16 protein-coding genes are annotated in these 13,423 nt (G+C 39.9%); 9 read left to right on the top strand and 7 right to left on the bottom strand.

The window, feature by feature from the left end; translation table 11 throughout:
* Nucleotides 1-388 precede the first annotated feature (388 nt).
* On the top strand, nucleotides 389-943 hold the full coding sequence (locus ATS74_RS07790) for a DUF2971 domain-containing protein (protein WP_235591996.1): 555 nt from the start codon (nucleotides 389-391) through the stop codon (nucleotides 941-943).
* Between the two features lie 111 nt (nucleotides 944-1,054).
* A complete protein-coding gene (locus tag ATS74_RS07785; RefSeq protein ID WP_152996112.1) occupies nucleotides 1,055-1,456 on the top strand; it encodes a hypothetical protein in 402 nt (133 codons plus the stop codon).
* Nucleotides 1,457-1,561: 105 nt separating this feature from the next.
* On the opposite strand, the gene ATS74_RS07780 is transcribed toward ATS74_RS07785, so the two are convergent.
* Complete coding sequence (locus tag ATS74_RS07780) at nucleotides 1,562-2,056, bottom strand: phosphatase domain-containing protein (protein WP_058548347.1); 495 nt, start codon at nucleotides 2,054-2,056, stop codon at nucleotides 1,562-1,564.
* Nucleotides 2,057-2,145: 89 nt separating this feature from the next.
* Between ATS74_RS07780 and ATS74_RS07775 the strand changes: the two genes are divergently transcribed.
* The 3 genes from ATS74_RS07775 (at nucleotide 2,146) to ATS74_RS07765 (ending at nucleotide 6,683) form a co-directional block, all read left to right on the top strand.
* Nucleotides 2,146-4,383, top strand: coding sequence for an exonuclease domain-containing protein (locus ATS74_RS07775; RefSeq protein ID WP_058548346.1), 2,238 nt, complete (start codon nucleotides 2,146-2,148; stop codon nucleotides 4,381-4,383).
* Between the two features lie 136 nt (nucleotides 4,384-4,519).
* Entirely contained in the window at nucleotides 4,520-5,401 is an 882-nt protein-coding gene (locus ATS74_RS07770) for a hypothetical protein (RefSeq protein ID WP_058548345.1), read from the top strand.
* A gap of 328 nt (nucleotides 5,402-5,729) precedes the next feature.
* Nucleotides 5,730-6,683, top strand: a complete 954-nt coding sequence (locus tag ATS74_RS07765; protein WP_058548344.1) for a hypothetical protein — start codon at nucleotides 5,730-5,732, stop codon at nucleotides 6,681-6,683.
* Here ATS74_RS07765 and ATS74_RS07760 read toward each other — a convergent pair.
* Nucleotides 6,667-8,013: a S8 family serine peptidase gene (locus tag ATS74_RS07760; protein ID WP_058548343.1), complete on the bottom strand. Its 1,347-nt coding sequence runs from the start codon at nucleotides 8,011-8,013 to the stop codon at nucleotides 6,667-6,669. The two genes, ATS74_RS07765 and ATS74_RS07760, sit on opposite strands and share 17 nt — an antisense overlap.
* A gap of 140 nt (nucleotides 8,014-8,153) precedes the next feature.
* Here ATS74_RS07760 and ATS74_RS07755 point away from each other — a divergent pair, with 140 nt between their 5' ends.
* The 3 genes from ATS74_RS07755 to ATS74_RS07745 are packed head-to-tail and all read left to right on the top strand — an operon-like array spanning nucleotide 8,154 to nucleotide 9,920.
* Nucleotides 8,154-8,645, top strand: a complete 492-nt coding sequence (locus tag ATS74_RS07755; protein ID WP_058548342.1) for an RNA polymerase sigma factor — start codon at nucleotides 8,154-8,156, stop codon at nucleotides 8,643-8,645.
* Entirely contained in the window at nucleotides 8,642-9,382 is a 741-nt protein-coding gene (locus ATS74_RS07750) for an anti-sigma factor family protein (protein WP_058548341.1), read from the top strand. The genes ATS74_RS07755 and ATS74_RS07750 overlap by 4 nt, the downstream gene beginning before the upstream one ends.
* A gap of 25 nt (nucleotides 9,383-9,407) precedes the next feature.
* A complete protein-coding gene (locus ATS74_RS07745; protein WP_058548340.1) occupies nucleotides 9,408-9,920 on the top strand; it encodes a CC0125/CC1285 family lipoprotein in 513 nt (170 codons plus the stop codon).
* Nucleotides 9,921-9,937: 17 nt separating this feature from the next.
* Here the strand turns inward: ATS74_RS07745 and ATS74_RS07740 are convergent, their stop codons facing one another.
* Nucleotides 9,938-10,822: a DMT family transporter gene (locus ATS74_RS07740; RefSeq protein WP_058548339.1), complete on the bottom strand. Its 885-nt coding sequence runs from the start codon at nucleotides 10,820-10,822 to the stop codon at nucleotides 9,938-9,940.
* A gap of 103 nt (nucleotides 10,823-10,925) precedes the next feature.
* Between ATS74_RS07740 and ATS74_RS07735 the strand changes: the two genes are divergently transcribed.
* Nucleotides 10,926-11,450 (top strand): sel1 repeat family protein, encoded by a 525-nt coding sequence (locus ATS74_RS07735; RefSeq protein WP_058548338.1) that lies wholly within the window; start codon nucleotides 10,926-10,928, stop codon nucleotides 11,448-11,450.
* Nucleotides 11,451-11,452: 2 nt separating this feature from the next.
* Here ATS74_RS07735 and rsmS read toward each other — a convergent pair whose 3' ends face one another.
* From rsmS to ATS74_RS07720, 4 genes are read right to left on the bottom strand one after another with little or no spacing between them, the layout of a single operon-like run.
* Nucleotides 11,453-11,605: a pleiotropic regulatory protein RsmS gene (rsmS, locus tag ATS74_RS19670; RefSeq protein WP_082660570.1), complete on the bottom strand. Its 153-nt coding sequence runs from the start codon at nucleotides 11,603-11,605 to the stop codon at nucleotides 11,453-11,455.
* A complete protein-coding gene (locus ATS74_RS07730) occupies nucleotides 11,589-11,870 on the bottom strand; it encodes a late competence development ComFB family protein (protein ID WP_058548337.1) in 282 nt (93 codons plus the stop codon). Before ATS74_RS07730 ends, rsmS begins: the two co-directional genes overlap by 17 nt.
* A gap of 35 nt (nucleotides 11,871-11,905) precedes the next feature.
* Nucleotides 11,906-12,814, bottom strand: a complete 909-nt coding sequence (locus tag ATS74_RS07725) for a histone deacetylase family protein (protein ID WP_058548336.1) — start codon at nucleotides 12,812-12,814, stop codon at nucleotides 11,906-11,908.
* Complete coding sequence (locus ATS74_RS07720) at nucleotides 12,814-13,422, bottom strand: primosomal replication protein (RefSeq protein WP_058548335.1); 609 nt, start codon at nucleotides 13,420-13,422, stop codon at nucleotides 12,814-12,816. Before ATS74_RS07720 ends, ATS74_RS07725 begins: the two co-directional genes overlap by 1 nt.
* Nucleotide 13,423 lies beyond the last annotated feature (1 nt).

The following is a 13,423-nucleotide window of genomic DNA, read 5'->3' as shown; positions in this document are numbered from 1 at the left end:
TACTTTGCAATTGCATAAACTGATATGAGGTTTAGTATTTGTTTACAGGTGGTTATTTGGGGGTTAAGGTAAATGCATTGAATATAGGAACATTGTCGGTTTATAAAACGACAAACGTCGTCGATTAAGTTGCTATGCCAATTCTATTCAGGGTGTGTGGAATTTGAACAATTATTTTAAGTATTGCCCAATCAATTCTCATGAAGAATTAGATAAAGAATACTCCCTGACTAACTTGTTTAATAATCAAGTAACATTTTCACGGAGAAATAACTTTAATGATCTTTTTGATTCGAGAGTCGAATTTAGAACACCGTCTCGAACGCGCGTAAGGAATACTTATAAAAAGCTCTCTGGGAGTTCAAAGCTAACATTCAAACAACTTTACATGGGTAAAGAATCAAAACACAATTTTGAATTACTTCATACAAAAATGAATGAAATATTGGATAGTTACCTTTTTTACTGCATTACGGATAATCCCACTAATAATTTAATGTGGTCTCATTATGCTAATTCGCATAATGGTTTTTGTATTGAATGGGATAAGAGTTATGTAACCCCAGATAAGGTTACATACAAAAAAACATTAGCAAATATTGATATTTTAGAATTAATAGAATCAACACTAGATTTGAGATCAAAAGATGAATTAGGTATTCAAGCGTGGGATGCTCTAAAGGTGAAATTAAATGAATGGGAATATGAAAACGAATTTCGTTTAAAGTTAAGTAATGATTCTAAGCACCTCATTAAGCAAGACTTTAAGGACTTTGCGTTAGTTAAATCCCAACCTGAGTGGATTAAATCTATTATATTTGGGTATAGAATGCCTATGAAAACAAGAGAATATATTCGTGATAATGTTAATAGAAACATGGTATTCAAAGAGATAGTTATTGCATCAGATAAATGTAGTCTTAATCTTCGAACATTGGGATAACAAGCACTTTATCGGGTGAAGATCAACAAAAATAGTTGGCTACGTTTCGCTCCGCTACACATTATAGTCAACAATTTTTGTCCGCTTAAGTGGGCATTAAAAAGAGAGACGATGGCAATGGTTAAGAATTTTTTTCTTTTAACATTACTACTTTTATCCGCATGTTCTTATGTAACAAATGAAACTGAAGTTGAGCGTAGGTATAAAAATGCAGGCTCATTAATGGGAACAGCCTTGGCCTGCGAGGACAATTTGCAAATTATCAACTCGTCAAAAGCACTGGAAATGTATGTTTCAAAGCAGGAGCTATCTAAGTATTACACGAAAGAAAAACTAGACTACTTCTTAGCTGTGCATGACAGAGTTGCGATGGAAACATGGCAACATTTAGATGAAATTAAGGAAAAAATAGGTAAGCCACATACAGTCTGCCAAAGCCCTAGCTTTAAAAATAATACTACAAAAAGTCTATATCGTTGTATTCATATGGGTGAAGCGACGGTGTGCCTGTAGTGTTGGTAACATAACAAGTGGTTAATCCCATCAACGCTAATCCATAGCTAGCTTAAAAGTATTTTTAGCACTATTCATAGTGCTAAATCTCCCCCAGTTTCTCCCTCACACCTCAAAGTTATTAAAGTACTCTTTTTGTAATTTTATAGTAAGTGCTTTAGGGCGAATACCTTGTACTAAGCTATATACCTCATCTTTTGTGTAACCTGCCGAATTTAAAATAAGCGCAGCAACCAACCCTGTGCGGCCAGTGCCGCCTTTGCAATGAATGGCAATGGTTTGTTTTTGCTGTATGGCTTGTAGTATGTCTGTTTTGTGGGTGTTCCAGCTTGATGTAAAGGGCTGTTTGGGTGCTTCGTCGTCATTTATAGGTAAGTGAAACCAGGTTATATCGTGCTTTTTGCACTCAGTATTAATTGTTTGTACGTTGTTTTTTTCAAGCTCCTTTTGCGGCATAAGCGATAGTAGCATGTGAGTGCCTGCGGCTTTTAATGTAGCGATTGAATCCGCTAGGTTTTGCGTTTTTGTACCAGGGCAAGGCGTAAAAATAATATTTGCGCCGTTATTGAGTGATAAAACATCGTACGGGTGCGCGCTCATGGTAAGTCCTTTATTTTTAATAAATTTACTTTTATACGCTCACTATAGCGTGTTTTAGTTACAAGTTTAAGATTGAATAATAAGCATAAATGCTAGATACTGTTTTTATATACAGTTGTGGCGATGTTATGAAAAAAGAATTACCAGCAAAATACTATTTAGCGCATTTTAGAGAGCTTATTGAGTTTGTAACAAGTAAATGTATGCATTTACTTGAGCCTAAACATAGTGAATTTATTAGTAAAATTAACCAACTAGATGAGCAAAGCCAATGCATGTTGGCGCGTGTATATTCGCGCAGGCCTTATTTAGTGCAGGCGCAATCGCTCAATTATGAAGAAATAACTTCGCCGCATCAGGCTATTTATACGCTAAAAACAGCGGGCATTTTATATGAGCCAAACGCACAGCATTACAAGCAGCTTATAGCGCATTTAACCAAGCCTATGTTGGTGGAGTTACTCAGTAATTACAGTGAGCAAGTAAACTTTAAAAAAAGCGCAGCTAAAGGTGAGTTGGTCACTATTGCGTGCCAATTTTTTAGTGAGCGCGCAGATGATTTAGCCCCTTTATATAGCCAGTATGTGAGAAATAACCGAGAAGATTATTACGAGTATTTTGAGTTTTTATTTGCAGGGCGCTTAAGTAGTGGCGATGTAAACCACCAAAACCGCTTTGTTATGCGCGATTTAGGGTTAACCGCTACCCGCGAAGGGCACAGCGAGAGCTTGTCACGCTTTAATACACTCGCTGAGGCGCAATCTAATTACGTTTTAAATCGTCACCGTTTAGCGTTTAAAAACATCGGCAAAACAGCCGGTAATACAAAAGATGAAACCTTTGATGACAAAACCCCTTACACCGAGCTTGCGCATTTAGTATTAGTGCAACCGGCGCACGGTGCACAAGCGCACGACATTAAAAATAAATTGCTGGTTAGGCTGTATAAACAACTTAAAAATACCGATAGCGAACTTGCCTTTAGCCTACTTGAAGGCTGCACCGATTACGCCGAAGCACAAGAAATTCAAATAAGAGAGCAATACCGCCTAGGTAATAAAGCGTGGGTTAAAGCGCAGCTAGAACAAATTATAGAAAACCCGCTCACCGACGATTTACTGTATTTTGCTGATGACTTTTTAATGCGTAAGTTTAATAAACAAACGCGTTCGCGCTTAAGCACCATGCTGGCCGACACCCAGTGTGTGCTTGAAATTGACGAAATTTACCGAGGCGATGTAGAGCAAGGTGTAAATGAGCATTACAGTGCAAAAGGGTTAACGGTTTTTAACACCGAAAACACCTTATGGCAAAGCTTGTTTGGCTTAGTATTTTGGCACGAGTTATTTATTGAATCGCCTTACCCACCGTGTAATGAATTTGATATTTACCCGCAAGTTTTACAGCTTGGTAATTTTTATGAAGCACAAAGCACGCAAATTGACGCACGTTTAAAAAGCTGTAGCACTAATCAGGCGCTGCTTAATTTGGTATGTAAGCATGCCGCGCAGTATTTTGAGCAGCCCAATGGTTTATTTAGATGGCGCAGCAATTTATTAGAGCCACTAGAGGCACTTATTTTAAACAGCCCGCTTGAAGCGTTAATTGCGCACTTAACGGCTATGAGCAAACACTATTTACAGTTAAAAGATGGTTACCCCGACTTAATGGTTATTAATAATGGCCAAGTACATTTTGAAGAGGTAAAAGCCCCAGGCGATAAACTTAGGCGCAACCAATTAACCACCATTGATAATTTAAAAAATGTAGGTTTTACAGTACATATTGCTGCAGTTAAGTGGTTTGTAGACCCTAACCGTATTTACAGCGTGGTTGATATAGAAACCACGGGTGGCTTAAAAGGCGGTAACCGTATTACCGAAATAGGCGTAGTTAAAGTGCAGCACGGTAAAGTGATTGATACCTGGACGACACTTATTAATCCGCAGCGCCATATCCCAAGCTTTATTACTAAATTGACCGGCATAAGCGATGGCATGGTTTACAACGCGCCTGTATTTGCCGATATAGCACAGCCACTACTAGATAAACTTGCAGGCAGTATTTTTGTAGCCCATAACGTAAACTTTGATTACGGTTTTATAAAAAAAGAATGCGAGGTTGCAGGGCACTTTTTTAAAATGCCAAAAATGTGCACCGTGGTTGAATCGCGCAGAGCGTTTAAAGGGCTAAAGTCGTATTCGCTTGGTAACCTTAGCGCGCATTTTAATTTAAACTTAACCAGCCATCACCGCGCATTGGCCGATGCTACCGCCACTGCCGAGCTGTTATTGCTGATCCAAAACAGTGAAACGCTAACGCAGTAAACGAGTAATTTATATTTAAGGGTATGAAACTTAAGTAATTAAGTAACGTTATTATAATTTTTTATTTATTTTTGGAATAAAGTGTTTTTGTAAATCGTCTTCTTTATGTCAATCCGACAAACTAGAGGACAAAACAATGACTAAATTAAATAAAATTGTAAGCGTAATGATGTTAAGCGGTGTGTGTACTTTTACAGGTGCAGTGCATGCCGCTGATATTGAACTATCTCAGTCAACGTCGGCGCAGCAACAAACATCTACATCTATTACGCTTTCACAAAACGGTTTAACAGCCAGTGGTAGCAACGAGTCAAACGTATCTAACGATACACAAGTAACGGCTGATGATTCGCAAGCTACAGATTCAACGGCAAATAACACGCAAACTCCAGCGCAAGAAAGCAGTGAGGCCGCAGAGCCTGCAAATTCATTAGTTGCATCTGCTAGCTCATCTTTAAATAATGCATTAAATGCATCGGCCTCGTCTTTAAATACCACAGGCATTACCACAGTCAACACTGCGCTCGATGCAACAGCGCAGTTAACCTCATCGGCGGGTAATTTAACAACCGCTGTGAGCCAGTCGTTATTACTTTCTGTTACCTCTGAACAAGGCGCTCAGCCAGACACCACAGATACACCAGCCGATGCCTCTTTACTTTCAAGTGTAAGTAGCGCTACCGATTTGGTTACCCAAGCTGATGCAACAAATGCGCTTAATGCGGGTGAGCTTACAAACCAATTAGCAATTACTAATACGGCTGCAAACTCAGTGAGTTCTGCACTGCAAATGGGTGATGCAATTAATACCAGTAATGAAGTAGTAAGCAGTGTTCAGCAATCTTTAATTGCCAGTGTGCAAGACAGTACGGTTAGTAGTTTACAAAGCACGGTACAGCAAAGTGTTAGCGGGCAGGTGAGTGCGGCGGTCACTGATCAAATTAGTAACGATGTAGCACTTAGCACCGCAAGTGAAGTAGTAACCAACATTACTAACGATTTAGACCTAGGCCTTTAGAGCGTGTTGAACTTTGCAGATTGAAATTTGTTCAATCTAGGGGCGATTAAACTGAGCAAAGCTTCCGCATCTTGCTCTCGCTCTTTATCTGCATCCATGTAGGCAACAAATAGCTTATCGCCCCTAGACAGAACCCGAAGGGCAGCGCATGTTCGGCATTTATGCTGCGTTATCGCCTATTTATGGGGAATAACCACACTTCATAGGCTCTGCCTTGCCTAAAAACCAAACATGCTGCTGCAAATTCAACCATCAAAGATCAACACGCCCTAAGCGTATTTGCAAAATGCCGAATGGGGAAACCTATTCGGCCTGTTGGAGAATAAATATGAAAGCAGTTATAACCGCCACATTGTGTGTTTTTAGTGCCCAAGCGGTGCTTGCACAAACCAACCACGTTAAAACAGCTGAGCAAAATAAGCCCTTTAAAAGTAGCTTTGAGCTAAATGCAGATGCAGAAGTTGGAGTATTAAGTAACTCGGCGCTGTCTGTTCAGGAGCTTGACGATATTTCGTCGCAAAGCGACAGCGGCATAAAAACCGCAGCCGGTGTAAATGCAAAATGGCAAGTAACCAAAAGCGCTAAATTAACCTCAAGCTATAAGTTTGAACAACAAGACTACGATGAATTTGATCAATACGATTTAGACCTGCATCAATATGGTTTAGATGGCAGTTATAGCTTTAATAGCCATGAGGTAGGGGTTCGTTACGATGGCGCAAAAGCAAATGTAGATGGCGAAACATTTTTACATTTTAATCAAGCCAGCGCCTACTATGGCCATTTTTTAAACCCGCATACGTATTTGCGTATGAGCATAAAAACCAAAGCTAAACGTTTTGCTACAGCAAAAGCACGTAATGCCGACGGCGTAGGTGGCGATGTAGCGCTTTATCATTTTATAAATAATGGGCAAACCATGCTAATGGCAGCGCTAAGTGCCGATAAAGAAAACGCCGATGACAACCAATACGACTTTAACGGCTACGGCTTTACTACTAAAGTTACGCACAAATTTACGGCCTTTAATATGGCTAACAAAGTGGGGGCAGGCTGGCGTTATCATAATAAAGATTACGATGAGCAAACAACGGATGATATTTTTGAGCAAATACCGTCGCGAGATGAGCACCGAAATGTCGTTAATGCGTTTTATAACCTAGCTTTATTTGAGCACGTAACATTAATAGCCGAGGCTGAATATGGCGATTATCAATCAAAGCTTAGTAGCAATACCTATACGCAATCGGTTTTATCGGCGTCAGTTAAAGTGCATTTTTAGGTGGGTAAATGGCACCATAACCAAAGGTGGTGTCTTTGCCATGCTCGCCTAAATCGATGGCAAGCGATGTAAGCTCGTTAAGTGCTTTGGTTTTATTATTACCATGCTTTAACAATAAACAACTTAATGCCGCGCTAACATGCGGCGCCGCCATTGACGTACCCGACTCCCTTCCAAATTTTCCATTGCCTTGGCTTGTAACAACATTTACACCAAGGGCTGCAAAGTCTATGTAATCGCCTTTATTTGACCATCTATAAATTTGGTTTGTTGCATCAATAGCACTTACCGCTATCACGCTTTTATACGCACCTGGGTATAACGGCTGCGACGCCGGCCCTTGGTTACCTGCAGCAGCTACAATTAACACGTTTTGTTTTATTGCTGCAGTAATACTTGCTTCTAAAACTGCGTTATTTGGCCCTGTTAGGCTCATATTAATTACGGGTATTTTATTACTAACTAGCCAGTTAAGTGCTTCTACTATGGCAAATAATGTAGCCCCTTGTGCATATTCAGATTGCCTATAAAACACCTCGGCACTGTAAAGCTTGGCATTGCCTAAAAGCGGGTTAAGTTTTGCGCCTTTACCTGTAATTAGCCCTGCAATGGCGGTGCCGTGTAAATTTGGCGAGCTTAACCCTTGTGGTAAAAAGCTTTGCGTAGTGATATTTGCGCCTTTAAAAGCATTGTGTTTGGTATTAATGGCGCTGTCGATCATGCCAATTTTTACGCTTTGTGTGCAGTAAGGGGCAACAGACTTATTTGGTGTTACTTTTGCGGTAGGCTCGCCTGTTTGCGCTTGGTAAATGTGGTTTCGGTCAAGTATTGCAGACTCATCTAAGTTAAGTGCTTTTAATAACTCACTTTTAGAATTAACACCTTGGGGCACGTTAAAGCGCACTAAGCTCATGTTAAGTGCGTTGTAATTTTTTACCGATACAATGGTTACATTTTGCTGCTTTAGGGTATTAAGTTGTTGGCTATTTGCCATTAATAACCATTGGCGCTCTATTGCCCTAAAGCCGTTTTCTAGCTCTATTTCTACAAATGCGGTGTTTTGGCTATTTATATTAATGTTAAGCACATTGGGTAAGCTGCTAATTGGCTCACTAATTTGCGCTTTTAGTTCATCAATCGATATTTGTGGAACAGGCACCGGAAGCGGCAGGCGTTGTGCGCGCTCTATAGTTTGTTCAATACGCTGCTCTATTGGGTTTAACTGCCCAAGCACTTGATCGACTTTTACTATATTGGCAGAGCTCGTTGCGCTAAATATGCAAAGCGAAGCGGCTATTATGTGTTTAACGCGTGTGTTTTTAATATTCATAGTGGGTTACTTCTATTAAATTTATCATGCTTGTTAGTTAACGTTTAACACATAAAAATATTTCATTATTCAAATTATTTTGATTATTTGGGAATAAATGTTTTTTTGAATCGTCTTCTTTATAAAAGGGGTAAAAATCAATGAACGAAACATTAAAAACCTTATTGCCCATGCTTAGGCGTTTTGCCTATTCGCTAACGGGTAGTAAAGCAGATGCAGACGATGTAGTGCAAATAACAATTGAAAAACTATTAGTAAAAGGCATTCCGGATGACGTTGAGCCTGCTAAATGGGCGTTTAAAATTTGCCGCAATGTGTGGATAGACGAATACCGCTCACGCAAGGTAAGGCAAAATACGGCCCAGGCCGATGTTTTACCAGAGCCAATTACAAGTAATGAGCACCAAACGCTAGAAAACAAACAAATGCTTAAAAATGTAAATACCGCACTTGGGCAATTACCCGAAGAGCAACGCGCCATCGTATCGCTGGTGGCATTGCAGGGCATGGCCTATAAAGACGTAGCACATACACTCGATATACCTATAGGCAGTGTAATGAGTAAATTATCGCGAGCACGCAGTACACTTTATAACTTAATAAAACCCGACTTTAAAAAGGAGCAAGTATGAACATTAACGACGAAACACTTAGCGCCTTTTTAGACTCAGAGCTAAGCGAGCACGAAATGGAACAAGTGCGTAAAGCCCTTGAAACGGATGATGAACTAGTAATGCGACTTGCAGAGCTAAGCGAAGTAGACATGCGAGTAAAAGAGCACGCAACAAGTATTGATGACGCCCCCCTTAGTGACTCATTAGCTAAAACGGTTGCAAAGCTTGATACAGCAACGACTAAAAACACGTCGAATAGCAATGTAGTGGCGTTAACGCCTTGGCAAAAGGCTAAGCACTCGGCTAATAAAAGCTTAGCAATAGTTGCAAGTGTTGCCGTGGTATTTGGTATTGCAATGACTAGTTATTTACAACCCAATGGGTCGCAAAATTTAGTAGCCAGTAGCATAGCCTCAGCCCTTAATACACAGCTAAGTAGTGGAGAGTATGAGCAAATTGATGGCTCAGTATTTAGCGCGCAGCTTAGTTTTAAAAATCAGCAAGGTGAGCTTTGTAGGCAGTATGCGCTAAGCTCAAACAATACCACGCAAACAAGCATTGCTTGTAAAACGCAAAGCGGTTGGCAAATAAAAGCGCAAACAGCCGCGCAGCAAAGTGATAATGGCGCGCAATATCAAACGGCGTCTAATAACAGTGAGTTAGATGCTGTTATAGATAGCATGATCAGCGGCGCACCACTAGATAGAGCGCAAGAGCAGCAAGCAATTAGTGCAAAGTGGCAGTTAAACCAATAATAGCTTTTATAAAACGAGGTGAATGATGAAAACATCTATTTTAATTATCAGTATTTTACTTATGGCGGGTTGCGCATCTAAACCCGACTACCGCCCAGCTAATAATGGATCACAAGGTTATAGCGAGCAAAAAATTAGTGACGATCAATACCGCGTCGAGTTTAAAAGTGTGTCAAACAACGTAGCCGATGCCGGTGATTATGCATTGTTACGCGCGGCTGAACTTACCCAAGCGCAAGGCTACGACTGGTTTGTTGTAACAAATAAAGAAACCTTTGTTGAGTCTAAATCGCAAGCGCCCGCGTCATCTATCAGTGCATCACACAGCCAACAATATGAGCGAAACTGTGGTTTATTAACCTGCGAAACACGCGTACGGCCGAGCAATAGTGTAGGCGTACAAGTGAGCAACAGTGATAAACGCAAAGAAGTGCACACCCTGATTGATATTAAAATGGGCAAAGGCATTAAACCCAGCGACAACAGCTATAGCGCACAAGATTTAATTGAAAACTTAAGCAAAAAAGCACAAAAGTAAGCGCTTTGTAAAAGCACTTAGCTTGTTTTAGCTAAGTGCTTTTTTCGTGGTAAAAAACCAGTAACCAACATAGTACCCACAATAACAAATAATGCGCCTAATAATGTATTTGGCCCAATTTGCTCATCTAAAATTAAATGTCCCCAAAAAATGCCAAATAGCGGAATTAAAAACGTGACAGTGAGTGCTGAAGTTGGGCCTATATCTTCAATAAGCTTAAAAAATAAAATATAAGCAAGCGCTGTACACACTACGCCAAGGGTTAAAACGCCGAGCATAACGTTGGTGGTAGGAACTTCACGCATTGGCATAAATAAAATAAGGGGCAGTACCATAAAACTTGCTGCCCACATTGAGCCGTGTGCGTTATCGAACGGTGCAAGCTTTGGCGCATTTTTTGTGTAATGGGATGCAATGGCATAGCAAAGCGAAGCGCTCAATGCTGTTACTATGGCTATTATTGATTGACTATTTAATACAAAATGGTTTTGCCCAACTAAAATTGCTACGCCTACTAAACCCAACAGCAAGCCTAAAACCATACTCTGAGTAGGCTTGGTTTTACTCCAAATAATACCCACAACAGCGCCCCAAATAGGGGTTGTTGAATTTAAAATAGATAACGTAGATGCGCTAATAGTTTGTGCGGCATAAGCAAAAAGTAAAAAAGGCAGAGCAGAGTTAAGTGCGCCAATTATAAAAAAGTGCTTTTTGTGTTGGATAAACGCTAATCGGCGCTTTAAATACAGTGCAACTATAAAAAGTGTGAGTGCCGCAAAGCCGACTCTAAATTCTATTAACACCGCGGGCCCTAAACTATTAGCAGCCATTCGCATAAATAAAAATGAGGCGCCCCAAATTGCAGCCAGAAAAAATAACCTAAGTAAACTTGCTAAGCTCATGATAGTATTTTAATTATACAAATTAGATTACAGAATAACAGGCTTTGCAAAGAGTGTAAGCCAGATTCGGTACTCGCATATAAAAATAATAAAAGGACTAGTTATGGCTAGGTGTTTAGGGGTTACAGCAATTTTGGTTGTGGGTTTACTAAGTGGATGTGGGTCGACCCCAGTTAACCTATACAGCGACAATACAATGAAGAAAAAAGAATACAATGGCATTAAAGCGTATAAAAAGGGGCTGTACGAACAAGCTTTTTATGATTTAAAAGAGCCCGCAGCACTTGGTTATAAAAGTGCACAATACACGTTGGCATTTATGTTTTTAAAAGGCCAATACTTGGAGCAATCTACTAAACTCGGGATGGGCTGGCTAGGCGTTGCAAAAGAAGCGGGGGTTGAAAATTGGTCTGCGCAATACGATGCATTTTACAGTGCAGCGACTACGCAGCAAAAACAACAAATAGACCAAACAGTGGCGTTGTATATAGTGCAATTTGGCGTTAAAGCACAAAATATGACCTGTCGACGCTCAACTTCGCCTAGGCGTACATTTGGTGAAGTTAAAATTGATTGTACTAAGCACGACGGTAGCGTTACCGAGCACGATATACAAACAATAGAATAGCGTTATGGCTTTTCTAGCTTTTTTTCAAAGTCGCTTTTTACAATATCGAGTGCTTTTAAAACCTCTTCTGGGGCAACGTCGTGTTGCTCCAAAAGCATAATTAAATCTACTGCCAGTTTTACATGTGTAGGGGCTTGATCAAGTGGATTGTTCATTTAGATCTTTCTTTTTAGATATTTGACTAATGGCGACATCAATAGCAGTTTGAACGCGCTCTTCCATATGAATTCGCTCACTTTGTGGCAAATAAAAGGCCATATCTACATCGTAGCGAATATAGCGAGGGGGAAGTTGATTGAGCACCGTACAACAAAAGTCGGCCATAACATCTTCGTTGTAAACTTTATCTAGTTTACGTTTAAGGATTTCTTCAACCACTATTTTTTCGTAAAAGTTATGTATGTCTTCATGTAATCGCATCTTGCTTCCCTAAATATCCATTGCATTTTATGAGTTTATACTAAGGCTGGGTATAAATCGACAGCAGCTTTAAATAGTTGTTTATGAACATTAATTAACGAATTTACATTACGCTGATAGCCCCCGCCAAGTACACACATGAGTGGGATGTTATTCATTTTACAATAATTGAGTATGTAATAGTCGCGATTGTAAACTCCCTCAAGGGATACATTAAATAGGCCAAGCTCGTCTTTTTGGTAAATATCTGCCCCTGCGTTATATAAAATAATGTCGGGGTTGTGAATGCGAACGCAAAATTCGAGTGCCTGTTTAAGGGTAGTTAAGTAGTCGGCATCTGTAGTGTTGGCCGGCATTGCAAAGTCGTAATCGGATTGCTGCTTTAAGCGCGGAAAGTTTTGTTCACAATGTATAGAGCAAGTGATTATATTACTTTGGTTTTGCGTTATTTGTGCGGTGCCGTCGCCTTGATGTACATCGCAATCAAAAATTAAAATAGTGTCGGCTTGATCTGTATTTATTAAATGAGCTGCTGCAATAGCAAGGTCGTTAAAAATACAAAAACCGCTGCCGTAATAACTGTATGCATGATGATAGCCACCACTTAAATTAGCGCTAAAACCATGCTTTAGCGCGTGTTCGCTACCTTGAATACTTGCACCAACCGATAATAAAGTGCGCTCTACCAATTGTTCTGAATAAGGAAAACCCATTTTTTTAATGGCTTTATTATTAAGTGACCCGTTTAAAAAGTCATTAATATAAGCTTGATTATGGCAAAGCGAAAGCTGAGCAGGCGTTGCTTTTATAGGCGAAGTAAAATGATTAGCCGTTAAGCCTAGATCTTCAATTTCTGCTTTGAGCAGTTGGTATTTCTGTATTGGAAAGCGATGGCGCTCAGGAAGCGTTAGAGCAGAATAAAGCGGGTGATAAAAAAACTGCATTAGCGTAATTGTTGTTTTTCGACTTGTTGAATTTTATCTTCGGTGGCCGAAATTGCTTTTCGGCATCTGCCTAATCGAGCATGTGTTGTTAAAATTTCCATATTAAGCTTTTGTGCTTGCGCTGGTGTGGCTTTTTCCATTTGCAGCTTACGCTCTTCAATCATTAATACCAGGCGGCGTTCAAATTCATGGTTTTGTTTAAGCTCGTCGTATAGCTCGTGCGACGATTGCATTATTTTTTGCACGGCTTGTTTATAAACTTTATTTTTTGGGCGTGGTTTAAAGTGGCTTTTGTTTTCTTTTGTCCAAATAGGCGTTGATTTAATAACACTAAACACGGCTTGCACTTGATTACCTATGCGCTCAAGAGCGTAAGTATATGCGTGGCGATGTTCACTTGGCGGTAGGCTTGCTATTTCATCTTCTATTTCTGTTACGTAGTCGGCAAGGTTCATGCTTTTAGTGCTAAATACGCCGCGATCAAACAAGCTTGGCTGCGCTTGCATATAACGGTTTTTAGAAAACAATTTAGCTTTATCAAATTGCTCGGCTTGTTGCTTCAATGTGGCAACTTGTTGGCGTAATTTATCTAAAGCGTTTGCTAGCATT

Source organism: Pseudoalteromonas sp. H103 (assembly GCF_001469205.1).
Lineage (GTDB): Bacteria > Pseudomonadota > Gammaproteobacteria > Enterobacterales > Alteromonadaceae > Pseudoalteromonas > Pseudoalteromonas carrageenovora.
Note: the sequence above shows the minus strand (reverse complement) of the source record. Positions and strands in the feature narration are given on the sequence as shown.